The organism is Streptomyces sp. NPDC051963 (genome assembly GCF_044593495.1).
GTDB lineage: Bacteria > Actinomycetota > Actinomycetes > Streptomycetales > Streptomycetaceae > Streptomyces.
On sequence record NZ_JBIUCC010000011.1, the window covers coordinates 247,497 to 270,955 of the forward strand.

At 70.2% G+C, this 23,459-nt stretch carries 20 protein-coding genes; 2 read left to right on the top strand and 18 right to left on the bottom strand.

Features of this window, described 5'->3' with window-relative positions:
• Window positions 1–95 precede the first annotated feature (95 nt).
• The 10 genes from ACIHFB_RS39760 to ACIHFB_RS39805 all read right to left on the bottom strand — a co-directional run bounded on the left by ACIHFB_RS39760 (window position 96) and on the right by ACIHFB_RS39805 (window position 11,229).
• A complete protein-coding gene (locus ACIHFB_RS39760) occupies window positions 96–224 on the bottom strand; it encodes a hypothetical protein (protein WP_365283364.1) in 129 nt (42 codons plus the stop codon).
• Window positions 221–2,530, bottom strand: coding sequence for a molybdopterin cofactor-binding domain-containing protein (locus ACIHFB_RS39765; RefSeq protein ID WP_365283366.1), 2,310 nt, complete (start codon window positions 2,528–2,530; stop codon window positions 221–223). The genes ACIHFB_RS39760 and ACIHFB_RS39765 overlap by 4 nt, the downstream gene beginning before the upstream one ends.
• Entirely contained in the window at window positions 2,527–4,227 is a 1,701-nt protein-coding gene (locus tag ACIHFB_RS39770; RefSeq protein ID WP_400129442.1) for a 2Fe-2S iron-sulfur cluster-binding protein, read from the bottom strand. Before ACIHFB_RS39770 ends, ACIHFB_RS39765 begins: the two co-directional genes overlap by 4 nt.
• Entirely contained in the window at window positions 4,224–5,117 is an 894-nt protein-coding gene (locus ACIHFB_RS39775; RefSeq protein ID WP_365283370.1) for an FAD binding domain-containing protein, read from the bottom strand. The genes ACIHFB_RS39770 and ACIHFB_RS39775 overlap by 4 nt, the downstream gene beginning before the upstream one ends.
• 236 nt (window positions 5,118–5,353) lie before the next feature.
• Window positions 5,354–6,982, bottom strand: coding sequence for a beta-N-acetylhexosaminidase (locus ACIHFB_RS39780; RefSeq protein ID WP_400129443.1), 1,629 nt, complete (start codon window positions 6,980–6,982; stop codon window positions 5,354–5,356).
• A gap of 1 nt (window position 6,983) precedes the next feature.
• Window positions 6,984–7,829: a carbohydrate ABC transporter permease gene (locus tag ACIHFB_RS39785; protein WP_365283374.1), complete on the bottom strand. Its 846-nt coding sequence runs from the start codon at window positions 7,827–7,829 to the stop codon at window positions 6,984–6,986.
• Window positions 7,826–8,740: a carbohydrate ABC transporter permease gene (locus ACIHFB_RS39790; RefSeq protein ID WP_400129444.1), complete on the bottom strand. Its 915-nt coding sequence runs from the start codon at window positions 8,738–8,740 to the stop codon at window positions 7,826–7,828. Before ACIHFB_RS39790 ends, ACIHFB_RS39785 begins: the two co-directional genes overlap by 4 nt.
• Window positions 8,741–8,796: 56 nt before the next feature.
• On the bottom strand, window positions 8,797–10,092 hold the full coding sequence (locus tag ACIHFB_RS39795) for an extracellular solute-binding protein (protein ID WP_365283378.1): 1,296 nt from the start codon (window positions 10,090–10,092) through the stop codon (window positions 8,797–8,799).
• Window positions 10,093–10,324: 232 nt separating this feature from the next.
• On the bottom strand, window positions 10,325–10,627 hold the full coding sequence (locus ACIHFB_RS39800; RefSeq protein ID WP_210580022.1) for a DUF3039 domain-containing protein: 303 nt from the start codon (window positions 10,625–10,627) through the stop codon (window positions 10,325–10,327).
• Between the two features lie 29 nt (window positions 10,628–10,656).
• Entirely contained in the window at window positions 10,657–11,229 is a 573-nt protein-coding gene (locus ACIHFB_RS39805) for a YqgE/AlgH family protein (RefSeq protein WP_365283518.1), read from the bottom strand.
• 250 nt (window positions 11,230–11,479) lie between these two features.
• On the opposite strand from ACIHFB_RS39805, the gene murA reads away from it, so the two are divergent.
• Window positions 11,480–12,820: a UDP-N-acetylglucosamine 1-carboxyvinyltransferase gene (gene murA / locus ACIHFB_RS39810; protein WP_365283382.1), complete on the top strand. Its 1,341-nt coding sequence runs from the start codon at window positions 11,480–11,482 to the stop codon at window positions 12,818–12,820.
• Between the two features lie 162 nt (window positions 12,821–12,982).
• Here murA and ACIHFB_RS39815 read toward each other — a convergent pair whose 3' ends face one another.
• From ACIHFB_RS39815 to ACIHFB_RS39840, 6 genes are all read right to left on the bottom strand, one after another.
• A complete protein-coding gene (locus ACIHFB_RS39815) occupies window positions 12,983–13,264 on the bottom strand; it encodes an HU family DNA-binding protein (protein WP_105974351.1) in 282 nt (93 codons plus the stop codon).
• Between the two features lie 335 nt (window positions 13,265–13,599).
• Window positions 13,600–15,018, bottom strand: coding sequence for an NAD-dependent malic enzyme (locus ACIHFB_RS39820; protein ID WP_400129445.1), 1,419 nt, complete (start codon window positions 15,016–15,018; stop codon window positions 13,600–13,602).
• Between the two features lie 338 nt (window positions 15,019–15,356).
• A complete protein-coding gene (locus ACIHFB_RS39825; protein WP_400129446.1) occupies window positions 15,357–17,807 on the bottom strand; it encodes a HelD family protein in 2,451 nt (816 codons plus the stop codon).
• Between the two features lie 60 nt (window positions 17,808–17,867).
• Window positions 17,868–18,692 carry a zf-HC2 domain-containing protein gene (locus tag ACIHFB_RS39830; RefSeq protein WP_365283388.1) on the bottom strand — a complete coding sequence of 275 codons (825 nt, stop codon included), beginning with the start codon at window positions 18,690–18,692 and terminating at the stop codon, window positions 17,868–17,870.
• Window positions 18,692–19,213 carry a sigma-70 family RNA polymerase sigma factor gene (locus ACIHFB_RS39835; protein WP_010039908.1) on the bottom strand — a complete coding sequence of 174 codons (522 nt, stop codon included), beginning with the start codon at window positions 19,211–19,213 and terminating at the stop codon, window positions 18,692–18,694. The genes ACIHFB_RS39830 and ACIHFB_RS39835 overlap by 1 nt, the downstream gene beginning before the upstream one ends.
• Before the next feature lie 319 nt (window positions 19,214–19,532).
• Window positions 19,533–20,135, bottom strand: a complete 603-nt coding sequence (locus ACIHFB_RS39840; protein ID WP_365283390.1) for a CGNR zinc finger domain-containing protein — start codon at window positions 20,133–20,135, stop codon at window positions 19,533–19,535.
• 158 nt (window positions 20,136–20,293) lie between these two features.
• Here ACIHFB_RS39840 and ACIHFB_RS39845 point away from each other — a divergent pair, with 158 nt between their 5' ends.
• Window positions 20,294–20,830 (top strand): anthrone oxygenase family protein, encoded by a 537-nt coding sequence (locus ACIHFB_RS39845; RefSeq protein WP_365283392.1) that lies wholly within the window; start codon window positions 20,294–20,296, stop codon window positions 20,828–20,830.
• Here ACIHFB_RS39845 and ACIHFB_RS39850 read toward each other — a convergent pair.
• Window positions 20,779–21,930: a uroporphyrinogen-III synthase gene (locus tag ACIHFB_RS39850; protein ID WP_365283394.1), complete on the bottom strand. Its 1,152-nt coding sequence runs from the start codon at window positions 21,928–21,930 to the stop codon at window positions 20,779–20,781. The genes ACIHFB_RS39845 and ACIHFB_RS39850 overlap by 52 nt on opposite strands.
• Window positions 21,931–22,073: 143 nt before the next feature.
• Window positions 22,074–23,456 carry a nitrate/nitrite transporter gene (locus ACIHFB_RS39855; protein ID WP_400129447.1) on the bottom strand — a complete coding sequence of 461 codons (1,383 nt, stop codon included), beginning with the start codon at window positions 23,454–23,456 and terminating at the stop codon, window positions 22,074–22,076.
• Window positions 23,457–23,459 lie beyond the last annotated feature (3 nt).

Below are 23,459 nucleotides of genomic sequence, written 5' to 3' on the forward strand. Positions count from 1 at the left end.
AGCCGCACCGTCCCCACGCCGAAAACACTACGCCGCACCACTGACAACGGCCCGTAGCCCGGCAACGCCAAGGGTGTTACGTCGCACACAGCCGGTCACGCGAAGTAGATGCCGCCCAGCACGACCACCACCGCCGCGAACACGAACACCAGCACCCACACCAGCAACTTCCCCACGCCGGGCGACGGTTCGTACCGCGGTGGCTCGGGGTCGGGGGCAGTCACTGGCCGGTCACCACCGCCGCCTGCGGGCGGATCGGGAGGCGGTTGACGGGGCGGCCCGTCGCGGCGCGCACGGCGGAGGCGACGGCCGCCGGGGACGTCACCACCGGTACCGCGCTGGCGGCCTTCGCGCCGAACGGGGCGACGACGTCCCGCTCCTCGACGAGTTTGACGATGCGGATGTCGGGGGCGTCGAGGGAGGTGGGCAGGGCGTAGCCGGTCAGGTCGGGGTGGCGGATCAGACCGCGTGCCGTGCGCAGGTTCTCCGTCAGCGCGATGCCCACGCCCTGGGTGACGCCGGCTTCGATGCGCGCCGTCAGCTGGACCGGGTTCAGCACGCGCCCCACGTCCTGGGCCACGGCCAGTTCGACGACCCGTACGGAGCCCAGTTCGATGTCGACGTCCACGACCGCGCGGATCGCGCAGAAGGCGAGGCCCACGAAGGCGTCGCCCTGGCCGGCTTCGTTCAGGGGTTCCGTCGGGTGCGGGCGGCACTGGGCGGTGGCCCACAGTTCCTTGCCGTCCATCGCCTCGGTGACGGTGGTCGACAGGACTCCGTCGTACGACGTGATCTTGCCGTCGGTGATCTGCAGCAGTTCGGTGGACATGCCGAACTTGTGGGCCAGCGGTTGCAGCAGCTGTGTGCGGACCATCTTCGCCGCGCGCTCCACCGCGCCGCCGGACACCCAGGTGTGGCGGCCCCGGCAGCCGGCGCCCGCCGGCGGCTGGTCGGTGTCGACCGGGGCGACGTGCACCTCGTCGATGCCGAGTGTCTCCTGGACGATCTGCCGGGCGAGGGTGGTGAAGCCCTGGCCGGTCTCGACGGCCGCGCAGAGCACGGTGGCGATCCCGTCCTGGACCTTGACCGTCGCCGTGGAGACCTCGTCGGCGCCTTCGGCTCCGAGCATGTGCACCATGCCGAGGCCGTAGCCCACGCCCCGGCGCACCGCGCCCGGTTCGCCCGCGCCCTCGGGGCCGCCGGGCAGCAGCCAGTCCTCCTCGGGCGTGTCCTTGGGGAGCGCCGGGAGGGGGAAGTCCCGTACCGCCTGGAGGAGTTCGGCGACCGGGGCCGGGCAGGTCACCGACTGGCCGGTCGGCAGTACGTCGCCGGTGGCCAGGGCGTTGCGCAGGCGCAGCTCGGCCGGGTCGACGCCCAGCTTCTTCGCCAGCTTGTCCATCTGGGCTTCGTAGGCGGCGGCGACCTGCATGGCGCCCTCGCCGCGTACGTGGCCGGAAGGCGGGTTGTTGGTGCGTACGGCCCAGCCCTCGATGAACGCGTTCGGGACGACGTACGGGCCGCAGGCGAAGGACACCGCGGCGGCCAGCGCCTCCGAGGAGGTGTCCGCGTAGGCGCCCGCGTCCAGCAGGATCTGTGCCTCGACCTTGACCAACCTGCCCTCGGCGTCCGCGTGGTGGCGGTACCGCAGGAGGGTGGGGTGGCGGTGGGTATGGCCCAGGAAGGACTCTTCGCGTGTCGCGGTCAGCTTGACCGGGCAGCCGGTCTTCAACGCCAGCAGGCCCAGCGGGAGCTGGAAGCCCTGGTCCTCGCGGTCGGCGGTGGCGCCGGGGACGCCGGTGACGACGACCTTCACGCGGTCGGGCTCCAGGCCGTAGCAGGCGGCGGCCGTGTCGCGGTCGGTGTGCGGGTCCGTGGACGCGAGGTACAGCTCGACGCCGCCGTCCGGGCGCGGCACCGCGAGGCCCGCCTCGGCTCCTATGGGCGCCGGGTCCTGGCGGCCGATGCGGTACTGGCCCTCCACGACGATGTCGCCGGCCGCGTCCGGGTCGCCGTGGCGCAGCGGGATGTGGCGGATCAGGTTGCCGTCCGGATGCAGCGCTTCGGCCTCGAAGGCCTGCTCCGGGTCGGTCACCGGGTCGAGTACTTCGTACTCGACGATGACGGCGGCCGCGGCCATCCGCGCGGTGTCGGGGTGGTCGGCGGCGACGGCGGCGATGGGCTCGCCGTGGTGGCGTACGACTTCGGAGGCGAACACCGGGCGGTCGACCGCGCCCCGGCCGTACCGGGCGGCGCCGGGCACGTCCTCGTGGGTGACGACGGCGCGGACGCCGGGCATCTCGCGCGCGTGGGACGTGTCGATCGACACAATGCGCGCGTGCGGGTGCGGCGAGCGCAGGACGGCCGCCCAGAGCAGGCCTTCGGCCCACAGGTCGGCGGCGTACGGGAAGGTGCCCTCGGTCTTCGCGCGCGCGTCGGCGGCGTGCAGGGACGCGCCGAGGCCGTGCGGGATCTCCTCGGGGGCGGGGGCTGCCTCCGCGGCAGCGGTCGCGGTGGCGGCTTCGTTGCTCACGCCTGGCCTCCGTCCTGTCCGTACGCCTGGTCGCGCGGCTCGAACGCCGACGGGTTGACGCCGCCGGCTCCGGGGCCCGCCTGGTGCGGGATACGTGCCTCGTCGGTGTCCGTCTCACTGGCGGCCGCGCTGTGCGCCTCGCGTTCGGCGACGACGTCCTTGACGGCGTCCAGGACGCCCCGGTAGCCGGAGCAGCGGCACAGGTTGCCGCACAGCGCCTGGCGGGCCTCGAGTTCGGTCGGCGCCGGGTTGCCCTCCAGCAGGTCGTGCACGGTCATCGCCATGCCCGGCACGCAGAAGCCGCACTGCACCGCGCCGCACCGGGCGAGCGCCCGCTGCACGTCCGAGGGCTGTCCGTCCTCCGCCAGGCCCTCGACCGTACGGACCTCGCTGCCGGCCGCGGTGACCGCGGGCACCAGGCAGGAGGCGACGAGCCGGCCGTCGACCTGGACGTTGCACGCGCCGCACTCGCCCTGCGAGCAGCCGTCCTTGGCGCCCGCGAGACCGAGCCGCTCGCGCAGTACGTAGAGCAGCGACTCGCCGATCCAGGCGTCGGTGACGGGCCGTTCGACGCCGTTGACGCGCAGGACGTACGAGGCGAGCGGGTGCTCCTCGCCGGGTGGCGTGGGCGCGTCGTCCGGGGTCTGCGACGCGACGCGCTCGTCGCCGGTCTCCGCGTCGGTTCCCGACTCGGGCTCCGCAGAAGGCTCTACGGCGCCCTCAGCCGCCTCCGCGGCCCCTTGGGCGCCCTCAGCCGCCTCGGCCGCCTCACGGGCCTCCTGAGCGAGCTGTGCGGCGGCTACGGCGGTCTCGTGCGCCGACCGTGAGTCCGCTGGGGGGTGTCCGTCAGCGGGCTGTTGGTCGTGGGGCTGATCGTGCGGGTGCCGGGCGGGCGCGTCGCCGTGCTGTCGGGCGGGGGCCTGCGCGTGCTGCGCGGCGGCCTCCCCGCGCCCGTCCGTGTGCGGCTGAGCGGGAGAAACCGGATGCTGCTGCGCCGGAGTGCCCGGGTGGGCCCTCGTGTACGCCTGCGCGGACACCTCGCCGTGCGTGCGGCCGGGTGCGTCCACGGCGGGACCTGCCGCCTCGGCCGGAGTCGCGGTGTGTGTCGCGTCCTGCCCCCACGGCTGTCCGGTCGCCTCGGGCGCCCAGGGAGCGGCCGCGCCGCCGGGCAGTGTGGCCGGCGGCGTGCCGCCCCACTGCTCGACCAAGGACGATGTGGTGAACTCGCCCGATTCGTCCGGAAGGTCACCTCCGGCGACGGGAATCGACCACTGTCCGGTCACATCGTGACCCGACGCGGCGCCCGCATGATCGGTCGCCGATCCCGCTGAACCTTCGACGGTCTCGAAGTTCCACTGTCCGGTCGCCCCGGGGTTGTACGCGAACCGGTCGTTCCCGGCGTCCTGGGGCACGGCGTTCGGGTCGGGCCACTGCACGCCGTCGGCCGGCGACGGCCAGCCGCCGGGGGCGCCGGGGTCGGTCCCGGCGGGCATGGCGGGGTTGACCGTTATCGGCGGCGGCACATACCCGTGGCCCGGCGCCGCGAGCGGACTGTCGGCGGAGGCCAGGAGGGCGTCGATGCCCCCTTCGGGGAGTTTCACGAAGGCGGTGGCGCCGTCGTCGTAGTCACCCTGAGGCAGCGGATCCCAGCGGCCGCCGCCCTGGGGCGCGCCCTCTCCGTGCTGGTCGTCGGTCACGACAGTGCCCTCCCCAGTGCTCGTCGGGCCAGCGCGGCGACGGTGCGCCGCAGGTGCATTACGGCGGGCGGAAGCTGCGGTACGGAGCCGTCCTCGGCCGGTACCGGGTCGGGGATGCAGGCCGCGGCGACGTACTCCCCGAAGGCGGCCAGCGCTTCGGGGACGATCGCGCGGTTGTTGTCCCAGTCGATCAGCCGGGCGACCCACTGCTCGGCGTCCAGGGGCCTGAGCGGCATCGGCGCTATGGCGCCCACGGCGCACCTGACTCCGCGCCGGGCGGGGTCGAGGACCAGCGCGACCGAGGCGGCGGCGCGGCCGGGGCCGGTGCGGCCGGTCGCCTTGAGGAAGACCTGCGGGGCGTGCAGCAGCGGCACGCGCACGTACCCGATGAGTTCGCCGCCGCGCAGCATCTCCACACCGGCCAGCAGGTGCGACACCGGGACATCCCGGCGGGCCCCGCCCGGGCCCGCGATGACCAGCGTCGCTTCCAGGGCCGCGAGCACGGGCAGCGCGTCCCCGGTGGGGGCGGCCGTCGCGATGTTGCCGCCCAGGGTGCCCGCGTTGCGGATCTGCGGCGGGCCCGCGGCGCGTGCGGCGGCGGCCAGCGCCGGGATGAGGGCGGCGAAGTCGGGGCGGCCCATGCGGGCGTGCGTGAGTCCCGCGCCGAGCAGCGCATGGCCGTCCTGGTACTGCCAGCCGCGGATCTCGCTGATCCGGCCGAGGCCGACCAGCGCCGCGGGCCTGAGCTGCCCGGAGTTGACGGCGGCCATGAGGTCGGTGCCGCCGGCCACGGGGACGGCGGCGGGCATGGCGGTGAGCGCCGCCACGGCCTCGTCCAGCGTCGTGGGCAGCGTGACGGCCTGCGCCGCCTGCGGTGCGCTCGTGGTCAAACCGACTGCCCCTTCCCGCTGCCCCACCTGGTCCCACCTGTGCTGCCGTACGGTACGTGCTGACAGGGCGGACGTGGCAACTCTGGCACATCTTCGCAGGACCCGAACGCGGGGGTCCGCTAGGAGGCATTCGCCCCCCTCACCAGCGAGATGGTCCGTTTTCGCACGACATCAACCGTGCGCGCTAATTGCCACTCTTCGGTGACGCTTGGGGTCTTTTTCCACGGCCTGTTCCATTACCTGTTCGGGGGCGCCCCCTCGATGGGACGGCCCGGCACGCCCGGCCGCCGCTGCCACGGCAACGGCCCCGTGGGCGGCCGATAGCCGACCCCCAGAGCGTCAAGTCGCCGGTAGTGGACGTTCATCCGCCGCTCGAAGTCGACGAAGTCCCGCTCCGCGGGGGCGGGCAGGCCGGTGCTCCAGGCCACCTCGGCGAACGCCGCGAGCCTCGGGAACGCCTGGTAGTCCACGCGCGCGTGATCCTCCATCACCTCGGTCCACAGGTTGGCCTGAGTGCCCAGCACATGGCCGGCCTGTTCCTCGGTGAGCTGCGGTGGAACCGGCTCGAAGCGGTAGACGTCCTCCAGGGTGCGCACGTACCCGATGGGCACGGGCTCGTCCTCGCCCGGAGCCTGGCGGTGGTCCAAGTACACCTGCTGCTCGGGGCACATGACGACGTCGTGGCCGGCCTGCGCGGCGGCGATTCCGCCCTGGTACCCGCGCCAGGACGACACCGCGGCACCCGGCGCCAGGCCGCCCTCCAGGATCTCGTCCCAGCCGATCAGCCTGCGCCCGCGCGCGGTGAGCCAGCCGTCGAAGTGCGTGATGAACCACGACTGGAGTTCGTCCTCGTCCGCGAGCCCGAGTTCCTTGATGCGGGCCTGCGCGGTCGGCGACTGCTTCCACTGGTCCTTACGGCATTCGTCGCCGCCGACGTGAATGAACTCCGAGGGGAACAGGTCGAGGAGTTCCTCGAAGACCCCCTCGTAGAAGCGCAGGGTGTTGTCAGTGGGGGCGAGTACGTTCGGAGAGATCCCCCAGTTGTCCCAGACGGAGAGGGCGGTGGTGTCGACGACGTCGGTGTTGCCGAGTTCGGGGTACGCGGTGATGGCCGCCTGCGAGTGTCCCGGTACGTCGATTTCGGGGACGACGACGATATGCCGCTCGGCGGCGTAGGCGACGATCTCCCGGATGTCGTCCTGGGTGTAGAAGCCCCCGTGCGGCTTCTCCTCCCACAGCGGTGAGGCGCGGTGGCCGAATTTCGTGCGCGCCCGCCAGGAGCCCGCCTCGGTCAGCCGCGGGTACTTCTTGATCTCGACACGCCAGCCCTGGTCGTCCGTCAGATGGAAGTGGAAGACGTTGAGTTTGTGGGCGGCCATCAGATCCAGGTAGCGCAGGACGCCGTCCTTGGGCATGAAGTGCCGGGCAACGTCGAGCATCAGGCCGCGCCAGCGGAATCGTGGGGCGTCCTCGATCGTGACGTGCGGCACGGCCCAGGTGCGGTCACGACCGAGCGGGGCCCTGCGATACGCGTCGGGGCCGAGGAGTTGCCGCAGTGTCTGGGCTCCCCAGAAGACGGCCGCCGCGCTGCCGCCCTCGATCAGTACGCCGGTCCGGTCGCTGACGAGGCGGTACTCCTCGCGTCCGAGCACGGGGTCGAGCTGGAGCCCGATGCCGTCGACCTCGCTGTCGTCGAGCTCCCTCGCCTCGCTCAGCGGCAGACCGGTGGCCTGTCTCAGGGCGGTGCGCAGCCAGTGGCCGACGCTCTCCGTCCCGGTGCCGGCGTAGAGCTGGGAGTGCACCGTCAGCCGTACCTCGCCGGAACCGGCGACGACGCCTCGGGGGGCCGGAATCAGTTCAGTCACGTCAGTCCTTTACCGCTCCGCCCAGCCCGGAGACCAGCCGTCGCTGTACGAGTACGAAGAACACCAGCACCGGAATCGTCATCACCGTGGACGCCGCCATCACCCCGCCCCAGTCCGGCTCGTCGGGCTTGTAGAAGACCAGCAGAGCCATCGGCAGGGTCGACTGGGAGGTGTCGCTGATGATGAAGGACTTGGCGAACAGGAAGTCGTTCCAGGCCGAGATGAAGGAAAACACGCTGGTCGCCACCAACCCCGGGAAGACCAGCGGGAAAAGGATCTGCCACAGGAATCGCGCCCGGCTCGCTCCGTCGATGTAGGCGGCCTCCTCCAGCGCCTCCGGAACGGCTTTCACGAACCCCCGCAGCATCCAGATCGCGAAGGGCAGCGAGAAGGCGATGTGCGGCAGGATCAGCGAGCCCAGGGTGTTCAGCTGGCCGAAGTCCCGCATGAGGAAGAACAGGGGGATCGTCAACGCCTCGACGGGCACCATCTGGGCCACCAGAAACATGATCAGGAGGGTGGTCCGGAATCGGAAGCGGAATCGGGTCACCGCGGTCGCCGCGAGAAACGCGATCAGCGCGGAGGCGAGCACGACCGTGCAGGCCACCACCAGACTGTTGACGAAGTAACGGCCGAATTCCTGCTGTTCGAAGACGCGCCGGAAGGAATCCAGCGAGGGCGCGAGCGTCCACGGCCGGGGCTCCGTCGACTCGATCTCCCCCGCCGGTTTGAAGGCGCTGAGCACCATCCAGTACAGGGGAAAGGCGACGACGACCGCGATCAGCAGCGCCGACGCCTCGGCGGCCAGCCGCCAAGGACGCCGTACCAGACCACGCACGAGATTCACAGCTCCTCCCCCTGTCTGCGCAGCAACCGCAAGTACACGAGCGTGACCGCCAGCAGGATCAGCAGCATCACGACGCCGATCGCCGAGCCGAGGCTGTACTGCGAGGACGCAAAGGCCTTTTGATACGCGTACACGTTCAGGACGAGGTTCTGTCCGGCGATGCCGCCCCCGTTCGTCATGACGTAGATCTGGGTGAAGACCTTGAAGTCCCAGATCACCGACTGGATGGTCACGACCACGAGGATCGGCCGGAGCATCGGCGCGAGCACCGAACGCCAGATGCGCCACTGCGAGGCACCGTCCAGCGCGGCGGCCTCCAGCACCTCACCCGGTACGGCGCGGATCCCGGCGTACACCGTCACCATCACGAACGGGAAGGAGCACCACACCACTTCGAGCAGGACGAGGAAGAAGGCACTGACGCGCCCGTACGTCCATGAGTAGTCGCCGAGCCCGAGGACCCGGTTCACCGGCCCGAAGTCGGGATCGAACAGAAGCAGCCAGACCGTCGATCCGGTGATCGCCGGAGTGGCCCACGCCCCGAGCGCCGCCAGCATCAACGCCAGCCGAGGCACCGCACGCACCCGCGTGAGCAGCACGGCGAGGGCGCACCCGACCGCGAGCGTCGAGACGACACACGCGGCGGCGAACAGGACGGTAGCCAGCAGCACCTGCCAGAACTGCTCGTCGCCGAACAGCTCCGCGTAGTTCCCGAACCCCTCGAACGTGGTCGGTTCCCCGCCGCTGACCTGAGCCTGCGTGTACTGGAAGAACGAGATCAGCCCGAGCTGGTAGATCGGATAGACGAGCAGCCCGCCGAGAACGACGAGGGCAGGGGCGAGATAGAGCCACGGCGCCTTCTGACTCCGTCCACGAGGACGCCGGTAGGGGCGCGGGGAACTGCGCGACAAGCCACCGACAGCCCGCACCCGCGAACGATCCGCAACCCCCGACCCAGTAGGCGCCGTCACCCGGCGGAGCCAAACGCGTCGTTCATCTTCGTCGCCGCGCTCTTCGACGCCCCCGCCACGTCCTTCTTACCGCTGATGACCTCCTGGAACATCGTCGGCAGCACCAGCGCGGAGTCGATCTGCGCCCACGCGGGCGAGGCCGGCACGAACTTCGTTCCCGCGGACAGCGTCTGCGCGAACGGCTTCACGTACGGCTCCTTCGCCGCCACCTGCTGCCGCACATCCGCGAACGTCGGCAGGAACCCCATCGCGTCGAACAGCGAGGACTGGGTCTGCTTCGAGGCGAGCTGTTCCATCAGCTGGACGGCGAGCGTGCGGTGCGAGGTGGACTTCAGCACACCGATGTTGTTGCCGCCCGCGAAGGCCGGCGCGATCGAGCCGGACTCCACTCCCGGCAGCGGCACGACCGCGTACTTGCCCTTCACCTTGCCCGCCTCGACGGCGGTGTGGCTGAAGTCGCCGCCGATCGCCATGCCCGCCTTGCCCGCGGCGAACGCGGTGATGGTGTCGTTGCCGCCCATGCCGGCGCACTTGGCGGCGGGGCAGTTGTCGTCACCGAAGAGGGAGGTGTAGGCCTTGATGCCCTTCTGGGCGTCCGCGCTGTCGATGGCGGAGGCGTACGAACCGCCCTTGCCCGTGGCGAGTTCACCGCCGTTGGCCCATATGAACGGCATCGCGCCGTACGTGTAGGCGCCGCCCACGACCAGGCCGTACAGGTCGGGCTTCTCGGCGCGGATCGTGCGAGCCGTCTCAGTGAGCTCGGCCATGGTCTTCGGGACTTCGAGACCGAGGTCCTCGAAGACGTCCGTCCGGTAGTACAGGGCGCGGACGCCGACGTAGAGGGGCGCTCCGTAGATCTTGCCGTCGACGGTGACCGACTGCTTCGCGGTGGGATCGGTGTCCTTGGCCTCGCTCCAGTCGCCGAACTCCTTCGTGACGTCGAGGAGTCCGCCGTCCTTCACATAGCCGGCCGTGTCGGTGTTGCCGTACTCCATGACGTCGGGAGCGGACTCGGGGTCGTTGAAGGCGGCCTTGACGCGCTGGGCGCGGGTCTCGATCGGGATGTACTCGACGTTGACCTCGGTGCCCTTGTGAGCCTTCTCGAAGGCGGCGACCACGGAGTCGACGACCTTCTCCTTCGGCTGGTTGCCGACCTCCTGGAAGAGCCAGACCCGCAGCGTGCCGGACTTCTCGTCCTCGTCGGAGGAGGAGTTGTCGGACGTCTGGGGGGCGCAGGCCGTGACGACCAGGGCGGCGAGGAGGAGGGCGGGGAGTCTGGGAGAAAGCTTCATGGAGTAGTCCTCCGGAGTGCGTTGCAACATACGCAATGGCGGTTTCACTCTGCACAACACAACGGAGGTTAAGGACTGCATTAACGCGACCACAAGAGGTCTCAACCACTCTGTGACCGGCTGACGCACCCTGCGCAACGCACGGACAGCACAAAGGCCCCCAGGGCACGCAAAACGCGCCTCAGGGGCCCCACTCGTCTCCGACCGGCCGAAGGGCCACCGAGCCGAAGGGCTACTTGTCGCCCTTGCCGCCCTTGCCCTTGTCGTCGCCGCCGGCGCCCATGGACTCGTAGATCTCCTTGCACATGGGACACACCGGGTACTTCTTCGGGTCGCGGCCCGGCACCCACACCTTGCCGCACAGCGCCACGACGGGGGTGCCGTCGAGGGCGCTCGCCATGATCTTGTCCTTCTGGACGTAATGGGCGAAGCGCTCGTGGTCACCGTCGCCGTGGGACACCTGCGGCGTCGGCTCTACGAGGGTCCCCGTACCAGTCCCGCGCTGCGGCTGGGTCTCAGGCTCAAGAGTGCTCATAACAACCAGGGTACTGAAGCTCACATGTATCAGTTGAGCGAAGGGTCGTCCGGGTACGTCGCGACCATCGCGAGTTCGTTGCGCTGGCGGCGCAGGACCGCGCGCCAGAGTCTTTCCGGCGACGGGGAGGACACGTCGCCGGGCTCCGACTCGACCACGTACCAGGCGCCTTCCACCAACTCGTCCTCCAGCTGACCGGGTCCCCAGCCGGCGTAACCCGCGAAGATGCGCAGGGAGCCGAGGGCCGAGGCGAGCAGTTCCGGCGGGGCCTCCAGGTCCACGAGCCCTATCGCGCCGTGCACTCGGCGCCAGCCCAGCGGGACGTACTCGCCGGAGGGCTCGCCCGGGATGACGGCCACGCCGAGGGCCGAGTCCAGCGACACCGGGCCGCCCTGGAAGACGACGCCGGGCTCGCCGGCGAGACCCGCCCAGCCCTCCAGGATGTCGCCGACGTCCACCGGGGTGGGGCGGTTGAGGACGACACCGAGCGAGCCCTCCTCGTCGTGGTCGAGAAGGAGCACCACCGCGCGGTCGAAGTTCGGGTCCGCCAGGGCGGGCGTGGCCACGAGCAACCGCCCTGTGAGCGAGGACACCTCGGTCATGGCAGACATGATCCCGCATCTTCCCTTCGCTGGGGGAGGCAATGGGCGTACGGGAGTGAATGCAGCTCAGGGCTCACAGGTGCGTCCCGGGCGCACGACTCGGCCGGTGACCCCATGTGCCCGATTGTGAACGGTTCGTGTTGTGACAGAGCTATGACGCCGCTGAGCGGTACTTGGGCTTACGGAAGGGGGGTCGACGGCGATTACTCTGTCTCTCCGGCCCTGCCCCACTCATCGGAACGCGAGATACATGACCGTCAACGACGATGTCCTGCTTGTCCACGGCGGAACCCCGCTGGAGGGCGAGATTCGTGTCCGCGGTGCGAAGAACCTCGTACCGAAGGCGATGGTCGCCGCCCTGCTGGGCAGCGCACCGAGTCGACTGCGCAACGTTCCGGACATCCGTGACGTGCGTGTCGTACGCGGTCTGCTGCAACTGCACGGGGTGACGGTCCGTCCGGGTGAGGAGCCGGGCGAACTGGTCCTCGACCCCTCGCACGTGGAGAGCGCGAATGTCGCCGACATCGATGCCCACGCGGGCTCTTCGCGCATCCCCATCCTGTTCTGCGGTCCGCTGCTGCACCGCCTCGGACATGCGTTCATCCCCGGTCTCGGCGGCTGTGACATCGGCGGCCGGCCCATCGACTTCCACTTCGAGGTGCTGCGGCAGTTCGGCGCGAAGATCGAGAAGCGGGCGGACGGTCAGTACCTGGAGGCTCCGCAGCGGCTGCGCGGCACCAAGATCCAGCTGCCGTACCCGTCCGTCGGCGCGACCGAGCAGGTGCTGCTGACGGCCGTCCTCGCGGAAGGCGTGACAGAGCTTTCGAACGCCGCCGTGGAGCCGGAGATCGAGGACCTCATCTGCGTCCTCCAGAAAATGGGCGCCATCATCGCGATGGACACCGACCGCACCATCCGCATCACCGGTGTGGACCAACTCGGCGGCTACACCCACCGCGCCCTCCCGGACCGCCTGGAGGCCGCCTCCTGGGCGTCCGCCGCGCTGGCGACCGAGGGCAACATCTACGTCCGTGGCGCACTGCAGCGGTCGATGATGACGTTCCTCAACACCTACCGGAAGGTGGGCGGTGCCTTCGAGATCGACGACGAGGGCATCCGCTTCTGGCACCCGGGTGGCCAGTTGAAGTCGATCGCACTGGAGACCGACGTCCACCCCGGCTTCCAGACGGACTGGCAGCAGCCGCTGGTGGTGGCCCTCACCCAGGCGACCGGCCTCTCCATCATCCACGAGACGGTCTACGAGTCCCGGCTGGGCTTCACGTCCGCGCTCAACCAGATGGGCGCCCACATCCAGCTCTACCGCGAGTGCCTCGGCGGTTCCGACTGCCGCTTCGGGCAGCGCAACTTCCTCCACTCGGCCGTCGTGAGCGGCCCCACGAAGCTCCAGGGCGCGGACCTCGTCATCCCCGACCTCCGCGGCGGCTTCTCCTACCTCATCGCCGCCCTCGCCGCTCAGGGCACCTCCCGCGTCCACGGCATCGACCTCATCAACCGCGGCTACGAGAACTTCATGGAGAAGCTCGTGGAACTCGGCGCGAAGGTCGAGCTGCCCGGCAAGGCGCTCGGCTAGCGACACCCCGTAGATACGCCGATGGGGCGGCCACCCAGACTTCGGGTGGCCGCCCCATCGGCGTTACTGCAACGCTGCTAAGGGGCGCGGGGAACTGCGCGAGAAACCACGACGAACCCGCAGTCGCCCACGGCGCCAAGCCAGCGCAGCGATTGGGCGCCCTTACTTACCCTTGGCCGCTTCCTTGAGCTTGGAGCCCGCGGAGACCTTCACGCTGTAGCCGGCGGGGATGTTGATCGGGTCGCCGGTCTGCGGGTTGCGCGCGGTGCGAGCGGCACGGTGGGTGCGCTCGAAGGTCAGGAAGCCGGGGATGGTGACCTTCTCGTCGCCCTTGGCGACGATCTCGCCGACGGTCTCGGCGAAAGCGGCCAGAACGGCGTCGGCGTCCTTGCGAGTCACCTCGGCGCGGTCGGCCAGCGCGGCCACCAGCTCACTGCGGTTCATGTTGTTACTCCCGTGTTCTTCTTGCCGTATGAGGCGTGCCACGCGGCGGAGCCGCATATCGGGCACTACGAAGTCGATGCTGCCAGGGCCCTCGGACATTCCCCGGACCCGGGTCCGCCATCGGACCCTCGCGCCCAGGGAGGCATCCTGCCCCTACCTGCGGCGGGAAAGCCAATCCGGCACCCGTAGGAGTCGTGAGAACACCCTTGGGAGTCACACGAAAAGAGGGTTGAGCCTGGCCGCAACGATAAACGGCCGCCAAAGGCCCTGCGTTCCGCGACGCGCCGACGTGGGGCCTGCCGTGGCGATCCTCACAACAGGCACACACCGACGAGCTACGACGCCGACGCCCCCGCCGCCTTGGCGGCCTCCCGCACCGCACCCGCCACCGCACCCGCGACCTTGTCGTTGAAGACGCTGGGCACGATGTAGTTCGGGTTGAGCTCGTCCTCGGTCACGACGTCCGCCAGGGCCTTCGCGGCTGCGAGCATCATCTCGGTGTTGACCGTGCGGGACTGGGCGTCGAGGAGACCGCGGAAGACACCCGGGAAGACCAGCACGTTGTTGATCTGGTTGGGGAAGTCCGAGCGGCCGGTGGCCACAACCGCCGCCGTCTGGCGGGCGATTGCCGGGTCCACCTCGGGGTCGGGGTTCGCGAGCGCGAACACGATGGCGCCGTCGGCCATCGCGGCCACGTCGTCGCCGTCGAGGACGTTCGGGGCGGAGACGCCGATGAAGACGTCGGCGCCGCGCACGGCCTCCTTGAGGGTGCCGGTGACGCCCTCGGGGTTGGTGTTGTCGGCGATCCAGCGCAGCGGCGAGTCGGGGGCGGCGTCCACCAGGTCCTCGCGGCCGCCGTGCACGACGCCGTGGATGTCGGCGACGACGGCGTGCTTCACGCCCGCGGCGAGGAGCAGCTTCAGGATCGCCGTACCGGCCGCGCCGGCGCCGGACATGACGACCCGTACGTTCTCAACTCCCTTGCCCACCACGCGAAGTGCGTTCGTGAGCGCCGCCAGCACCACGATCGCGGTGCCGTGCTGGTCGTCGTGGAAGACGGGGATGTCGAGGGCCTCGCGCAGCCGGGCCTCGATCTCGAAGCAGCGGGGGGCGGAGATGTCCTCGAGGTTGATGCCGGCGAACCCGGGGGCGATCGCCTTGACGATCTCGACGATCGCGTCGGTGTCCTGGGTGTCCAGGCACAGCGGCCAGGCGTCGATGCCGGCGAACCGCTTGAAGAGGGCCGCCTTGCCCTCCATGACGGGCAGCGCGGCCTTCGGGCCGATGTTGCCGAGGCCCAGCACCGCCGAGCCGTCCGTCACGACCGCAACGGAGTTCCGCTTGATGGTGAGGCGGCGCGCGTCCTCGGGGTTCTCGGCGATCGCCATGCAGACGCGGGCCACACCCGGCGTGTAGACCATGGACAGGTCGTCACGGTTGCGGATGGGGTGCTTGGACTGCATCTCGATCTTGCCGCCGAGGTGCATGAGGAACGTACGGTCGGAGACCTTGCCGAGCGTGACGCCCTCGATGCCGCGGAGCTGCTGGACGATCTCGTCGGCGTGGGCCGTGGAGCTCGCCGCGATGGTGACGTCGATCCGGAGCTTCTCATGGCCGGACGCGGTCACGTCGAGGCCGGTCACCGAGCCTCCGTGGGACTCTACGGCCGTGGTGATCTGGGAGACCGCGGTTCCACTCGCGGGCACCTCCAACCGGACCGTAATCGAGTAGGAGACGCTGGGCGCCGTTGCCATGGCCGACTTCCTCTGCTTTCACCGGGTGACGCTGGGTACGCCGTCCGATGGTCGCACCTACTGTCGGGTAGCTGGTAGCCGCCCCGGATTGCGAACGTTTTGTTCTCGGTCACATGGCAATGAGTGAGGCCCACGTCACCAGGTGACGTGGGCCTCACTCGCGTTCAGTGACACCGACCCGCCATGCTCGCCTCGCGGCAAGTGGTCGCTCGTAGCGACGAAGGTTGGGCCCGGGGGCTTGGATCGGGCCGGTGTCACATCCAGGCTAACAAACAGATCCCGTAAGGCCATTCCCGTCCCGAGAGTTCGTCCCAGGGTCACGCGGAAGGGCCCCTGCGTCAGTCCCGCAGCAGGTCCGGCACCCCGTTCCCGTCCGGGGCGTCCCGCTCCCCCGACACCACCGTCAGCTGCTGAGTGGCCCGGGTCAGTGCGACATACAACACACGCAGGCCCGCCGGGCTCTCGTCGGCGATCTCCGCGGGCGAGACGACGATCGTCGCGTCGTACTCCAGGCCCTTCGCCTCCAGGCTGCCGAGCGCCACCACGCGGTCGCCGAGGCCGGCGAGCCAGCGGCGGGCCTCCTCGCGCCGGTTCATGGCGACCACGACGCCGACCGTGCCGTCGACGGTGTCGAGCAGCCGTGCGGCCTCGTCGCGGACGGTCCGGCCGAGGGAGGCGCTCACAGCGGTGAAGCGGGGCTGCACGCCGGTGGACCGGACCGCCCTGGGCGACTCGGAGCCGGGCATGGCCAGTGCCAGTACCTTCGCCGCGAGCTCGGCGATCTCGGCCGGGTTGCGGTAGTTCACGGTGAGCTCGAAACGGCGGCGCGGACGGGTGCCGAGGGCCTCGTCGCGGGCCTGGGCGGCCTCGTCGGGGTCGGACCAGGAGGACTGGGCCGGGTCGCCGACGATCGTCCAGGTGGCGTGCCGGCCGCGGCGGCCGACCATGCGCCACTGCATGGGGGTGAGGTCCTGGGCCTCGTCCACGATGACGTGCGCGTACTCCACGCGCTCCTGCGCCAGCCGCTCGGCCCGCTCCCGCTGCGACTCCTCGCGTGCGGGCATCAGCTCCTCCAGCCCGGTGAGCTGGTCGAGCGGGTCCAGCTCGCGTTTCTTGCGGGGGCGGGCGGGGGCGCCCAGGATCGCCCGGAGCTCGTCGAGCATGGCGATGTCGTGCACGGTGCGGCCGTCCCGCTTGAGTGAACGGGCCACCTTGCGGACCTCGCCGGGGTTGAGGATCCGCCGGGCCCAGCGGCCGAGCCTGCGTTCGTCGGCCATGGCGGCCAGGACGTGCTCCGGCGTCAGCTCCGGCCACCAGGCGTCGAGGAAGGCGATGAAGTCGTCCTCGGTCGTGATGTCCTCGTCGAACGAGGACCGCAGCTCGGCGGCCAGCTCGGGGTCGGTGTGGCGGGTCGCGGCACCCGACCGGTCCCACAGCGCGTCCAGGAGAAGCTTGCGGGCGCGCGGGCGGAGCAGGTTGACGGGGGCGGTGCCGCTGAGGGCGGCGTGGCGGATACGTTCCAGCTCGGCCGCCTCCAGTTCGAGACGGCGCCCGAACGCGACCACGCGCAGTCGGGTGGGCGGACCGGTGGGGGCCGGCGCCGATCCTGCCGTCGCGTCGTCGTCCTCCTCACCGAAGGCGAGCTGGCCGGAAGCCGGACGACCGGAAGCTGGACGACCGGAAGCGGAGCGGTCCGGGGCCGAACGGCCCGAGGCGGCGCCCGGGCCCAGCTCCAGCGCCCCCCGCGCCGCCTTCCGCAGCACCTTCAGCATGCGGTACGAACCCTTGGCGCGGGCCACCGACGGGGAGTCGTAGAGCGTGGCCTCCGCGCCGTCGACGAGGGAGCCGATGGCACGGATGGCGACCTGGCCCTCCTCGCCGAGGGAGGGCAGGACGCCCTCGGTGTACGCCACCAGCAGCGGGGTCGGCGAGACGATGAGGATGCCGCCCGCGTACCGGCGCCGGTCCTGGTAGAGGAGGTAGGCGGCGCGGTGCAGGGCGACGGCGGTCTTGCCGGTGCCGGGGCCGCCCTCGACGTAGGTCACGGAGGCCGCGGGGGCGCGGATGACCAGGTCCTGTTCGGCCTGGATGGAGGCGACGATGTCGCGCATGGTGTGGCTGCGGGCCTGGCCGAGGGCGGCCATCAGGGCGCCGTCGCCGATCACCGGGAGCTCATGGCCGTCCAGTGTGGCCTTCAGCTCGGGGCGCATCAGGTCGTCCTCGACACCGAGGACACGACGGCCCTTGGAGCGGATCACCCGGCGGCGCACCACCCGTCCCGGATCGACCGGGGTCGAGCGGTAGAAGGGAGCCGCGGCGGGGGCGCGCCAGTCGATGACCAGGGGTGCGTAGTCCTGGTCGAGGACGCCGATACGGCCGATGTGGAGGGTCTCGGCGATGTCGGCCGTGCCGTCGTCGCGTACGGCGCCGTCGGCGGGCTCGATCGCGGTGTAGGCGCCGTCGGGCCCCTTCTTGCCGTCCTTGCCGAGGAGCAGGTCGATCCGGCCGAAGAGGAAGTCCTCGAATTCGTTGTTCAGGCGGCTGAGGTGGATACCCGCCCGGAAGACCTGCGCGTCACGCTCGGCGAGTGCGCCGGGTGTGCCGACCTGGCCGCGCTTGGCGGCGTCGTGCATGAGGAACTCGGCCTCGTGGATCTTCTCCTCGAGTCGCTGGTACACCCGGTCCAGGTGTTCCTGTTCGACGCTGATCTCCTGGTCGCGAGCGGAGTCGTCGCGTACGGAGTTCTGGGAGGAGTCGAGCGCGGTTTCCTGCTGAGCCTGTGCGGCCACCGGGCCCCCTTCTGACGTGCTGGGCAGCCGTCAAAGGTACGCGAAGGGGGCCCCGGAAAGCTATGCGTCTACCTCTACGAGCCGCTTCCCTTCGAAGGTCATGACCTCGAAGTGGTCGATCTCGTTCGGGGTGAAGGCGGCGCCGCCGTGGACGTAGAGCGGGTTTCGCGCCTGCTCGGTCTTGGCGTTCTCGATGCCGTAGCCCCATTTCGGGACGGACCAGGAGGTGATCGTCTCGCGTTCGCCGTTCTTGCCGACGGCGATGAGGGAGCACTTCAGCGGGCCCTTGACGTTCTTGAGCTCCAGGACGGCGTGGGTGCCCCAGGCCTTGGACTCCAGTCCGACGGTGGCGCTGACCTTGGTGGTCGGGTCGGTCGCCGAGATCTTGTCGGACATATGGTCGAAGGCTTCCTTGGCGGGGCTGGCGGCCAGCGTCTCGTTGCCGCCGGAGCCCTGGTCGCCGGCCGTCGTCGCCACCGCGGCCACCGGACCGCCGATGATCAGCGCTGCCGCGGCCGCCACCATGTAGAAGGAGCGGCGACGGGTCATGGCGCGTCGCTCGGCGACTTCGTTGACCAGCTTCTCCGCGAGGCGCGAGCTGGGCTTGGTGGACAGCGACTCGCCGATGGCGGGCGTGCCGGTGCCGGGCAGGTCCGCGAGGGCGGCCAGCATCGGCTCCATCCCGGCGAGTTCGTCGAGTTGCTGGGCGCACCATTCGCAGGTCGCGAGATGGACTTCGAAAGCGGTTGCCTCGGCGTCGTCGAGAATCCCGAGGGCGTAGGCGCCGACGGTCTCGTGCTCATTCGGGCCCGGAGATCCCTGCATGGGGCCAGACATACCCGGACCACCCGAGCCGAATCCCTGATGTCCCCCGTAAACACTCATCACGCCGTCACCCCCCGCTCCTCCAGTGCCAGCTTCATCGACCGCAGGGCATAGAACACCCGTGAGCGCACCGTGCCACTCGGTATGCCAAGCGTCTCAGCCGCCTCATTGACCGTACGCCCCTTGAAGTACGTCTCGACGAGCACCTCCCGGTGGGCGGGGGTCAGGTCGTCGAGCGCATCCGACAGCGTCATCAACCACAGCGCCTTGTCGATCTCGTCCTCCGCGGGGATGACCTCCAGCGGCGACGGATCGACCTCCTGCGGCCGGGCCTGCCGGCTGCGGTGGCCGTCGATGACGATGCGGCGTGCGACCGTCACCAGCCAGGGGCGTACCGATCCGGTCGCTCGATTGAGCTGACCGGCGTTCTTCCAGGCACGGATGAGTGTCTCCTGCACGACGTCCTCGGCGCGCTGCCGGTCCCCGGCAACCAGCCGGAGTACATAAGCGAGCAGAGGTCCGGCGTGCTCTCGATACAGCGCACGCATCAGCTCCTCATCTGGTTCCGAGGGCTGGGACATGCGATGTCGGGCCCTCGATCCACGTTCATTGGCCACGACGGAATCCTTGCGCACGCCCACCTCCGATGTCCGGGGGTTCCCCCAGTCGGTCGCTCGACTACCGGTACGGAGGGGGGCCGTTGCGTGTTCAAAGTGACACGACAGTTTTCTTCGTGGTGACGTGACGAGGGAGGACATGGGCGCACATTCCCCCCGCCTTGTCTTTACATTCCCGCCACAGTGGCAAGATCGACGCCTTTGCCGGCGGCATGCCGCAACCTCACGGAGTGTTATCGAAATCACTTCGACAGCCGTTTCACATACGGCACTTATGGGACACCTAGGTTCGGGCGATGGCCGCGCGGCGCCGATGCCGGGCCACCCGTTCGCGGTTCCCGCAGACCTCACTGGAGCACCAGCGCCTCCTGCGACCCCGTGAAGTGTCGACGTAGACGATGGGGCAGTTGTCCCCTTCGCACTGTCTGAGACTGGCCCGGGCGACGGGGTCGGTGAGCAGCTCGACGGTGTCCCGGGCGATCGCACCGAGCAGCGCGGCGTACTCCGGCGGGTCCAACTCCCGCACCAGCGTGCCGTCTTCGCCGCGCAGGGCGCGCGGGGCCGGTGGTGCGGTGCGGGCGAGCTCGTTGACGCGGGCGATCGAGAGGTCGTACGGCGGTGTCGTGGGCGACAGCCTGCCGTGCACCAGCCGGCCGATGTGGCTGCGCAGTTCACGGAAGCCCGCCAGCCAGGAGGCGTCGGCGTGGGTGAGCGGGGTGCCCGGCGGGACGAGGCCGGAGCCGGTGATCCAGGCGCGCAGCACCTCGACGGAGTCGACCTTTTCGCCGGGATGGGTGGTCGCAAGGAGATCCAGACAGATCCGCCCGGCGTCGAACCGCAGCTCGTATGCGGACGTGGCCGCGCCCGTGGCCGTGCCCAGTGCCATGTGCCTGTCACCGCCTAGGTCCGGAGAACCGTTCCTCTAACAGTGCCTGCCCGTCCTCGCGCCCGGAACCCCTCGTACCGCCCGTGCATGGACGTCCGCTTATGCGGGCGCGGGTCTGGGCCATGTTCCGTCCACCGCGCTGCCCGTTGACTGACGGCATGACAGAGAACAGGACAGAGAACAGGACCGCCGGCGGATTCGTACTGGGTGCGGCCACGGTCGCGATGGGTCTGGGTGCCGGGGCCTTCTACACCTTCGCGTGCGCGGTGATGCCGGGCCTGGCCCGCAGCGACGACCAGGTGTTCGTCGATGCCATGCGGAACATGAACGACGCGATCCTGAACCCGGTGTTCTTCCTGAGCTTCTTCGGGGCGCTGCTGCTGACCGGGGTGTCGGCGTGGCAGCTGCGCGCGGCGCCCCACCGCAAGTGGGTGTGGGCGGGCCTCGCGGCGTACACCCTCACCTTCCTCATCACCGTCATGGTGAACATCCCGCTGAACGAGGAACTCGCCGACACCGGCAACTCGGCGTCGACCGCGCGCGAGGACTTCGAGGACATGTGGGTGGCCTGGAACGTCGTACGGACGCTGCTGTCGACGCTGGCCCTGGCGTTCCTGGTCCGGGCCCTGGTCCTGCACGGCCGTCAGACGTCGGCGTACTTGGCGTCGGCGGCCGGGTCGAGGGCGAGCCGGTAGCCGCGCTTGACGACGGTCTGGATCAGCTTGGGCGCCCCGAGCGCCGTACGCAGCCGGGCCATGGCCGTCTCCACGGCGTGCTCGTCGCGGCCGGCGCCGGGCAGGGCACGCAGCAGTTCGGCCCGGGCGACGACCCAGCCGGGCCGCCGGGACAGGGCCCGCAGCAGGGACATTCCGGCGGGCGGTACGGGTTTCAGCTCCCCGTCGACCAGGACCGCGTGCCCCCGGATCTCCACCCGGTGCCCGGCGACCGGCAGGGACCTCGCCCGGGCGGGCAGCTCCTTGCACAGCAGCTGGACGAGGGGGCCGAGCCGGAAGCGCTCGGGCGAGACCGTGTCCACGCCCACCGCCTGGAGCGGCAGCGCGGTGACCGGGCCGACGCAGGCGGGCAGCACGTCGTGGTGCAGGGCGGCGAGCAGCTCGGGCTGCAGACCGCGCTCCTCGGCACGGTTCAGCAGGGACGCGGCGGCGGGAGCGCTGGTGAAGGTGAGCGCGTCCAGGCCGCGTGAGACGGCGGCGTCGAGCAGCCGGTCGACGGGGCCGATGTCCTCCGGCGGCATCCACCGGTAGACGGGCACTCCGACGACCTCCGCTCCGGCGGCCCGCAGCGACTCGACGAACCCCGGCAGCGGCTCACCGTGCAGCTGTACGGCGATACGACGCCCCTCGACCCCTTCCTCCAGCAGCCGGTCGAGCACCTCGGCCATGGACTCGCTGGACGGCGACCACTCCTCGGTCAGCCCGGCGGCTCGTATCGCACCCTTCACCTTCGGCCCGCGCGCGAGCAGCTCCACACCGCGCAGCCGGTCCAGCAGGTCCTCGCCGAGCCCCCATCCGTCGGCGGCCTCGACCCAGCCCCGGAAACCGATCGCGGTCGTGGCGACCACGATGTCCGGCACGTTGTCGACGATGTCCTTGGTGGCGGCGAGCAGCTCGCCGTCGTCGGAGAGCGGCACGATCCGCAGGGCAGGGGCGTGCAGCACGGCGGCACCGCGCCGCTGGAGCAGCGCCCCGAGCTCGTCGGCCCGGCGCGCGGCGGTGACGCCCACGGTGAACCCGGCCAACGGGCCGTGTTCCGGTTGCTGCTGTTCGTCGTACATAACTCTCGTCCCGCACTCGAGTCGGTGCACCGCATGGCCTGGATGAGGCATTTCGGCTCTTCTGCCTCTTCTACCTACATGCCGAACGAGCCTGTCAACGGTGCGTGACAGGCTCGGTTCGACTTGATGTCGCTGGTGTTACGTCACACCTCGGCGTAGCTGAGCTGCGGCTTCTTCTCCGAGGCGACCGAGGTGGCCAAAGCCTGGACGGCCGGGCGGCGAAGGTATACGGCCCAGGTGACCACGAAGCAGACGCCGTAGAAGGCGAGGAAGGCGACGAACGCGCCGGTACCGGAGCCCACGCTCAGGAACGACTGCCGGAAGGCGAGGTTGATCCCGAGCCCGCCGAGCGCGCCCACCGCGCCGATGAGCCCCATCGAGGCGCCGGAGAGCCGGCGGCCGTAGGACGCGGCCTCCTCGCCCTCGAGCCCCAGGGCGGTCGCCTTGGCCTGGTAGATGCCGGGGATCATCTTGTACGTCGACCCGTTGCCGAGGCCGGTCAGCACGAACAGGACGATGAAGGCGGTGGTGAACAGCGGCAGCGACTTCTGCATCGACGCGATCACGATGACGGCCGTGGCGACCGCCATGCCGACGAAGTTCCACAGCGTGATCTTCGCGCCGCCGAAGCGGTCGGCGAGCGCACCGCCCACGGGCCGGATCAGCGAGCCGAGCAGCGGGCCGATGAAGGTGACGTACGCGGCCTGGAGCGGCGTACGCCCGAACTGCGTCTGCAGCACCAGCCCGAACGCGAAGCTGTACCCGATGAACGACCCGAACGTCCCCACATAGAGGAAGGACATGATCCAGGTGTGGGCGTCCTTCGCGGCCTCCTTGGCGGCGCCGGTGTCGTTCTTCACGGACGAGATGTTGTCCATGTACAGCGCGGCCAGGACCGCGGCGACGATGATGAAGGGGATGTAGATCCCGAGCAGCACGCGCGGTCCGCCGCTCGCGCCGATGACCGCGAGGCCGACCAGCTGCACGACGGGGACACCGATGTTGCCGCCACCGGCGTTCAGCCCGAGCGCCCACCCCTTCTTCCTGAGCGGGAAGAAGGCGTTGATGTTGGTCATGGAGGAGGCGAAGTTGCCTCCTCCGATCCCGGCGAGCATGGCGCAGAGCAGGAAGGTCGTGAACGATGTTCCCGGCTCCATCACGATGAAGGCGGCGATCGTCGGGATCAGCAGCAGCGAGGCGGAGACGATGGTCCAGTTCCGGCCACCGAAGACCGCGACCGCGAAGGTGTAGGGGACCCGGACGACCGCGCCGACCAGGGTCGCCATCGACACGATGAAGAACTTGTCGGCCGGGGTGAGCCCGTACTCCGGGCCCATGAAGAGCACCATCACCGACCACAGGGTCCAGATCGAGAACCCGATGTGCTCGGAGAGGACGGAGAAGAAGAGGTTGCGGCGGGCCACCTTCTCTCCGGTCTCGTTCCAGAAGGTCTCGTCCTCAGGATCCCAGTGATCGATCCAGCGGCCTCCCCTGCTCTGGGCGGGGACCTGGCTAGGGGCTGTCATGAC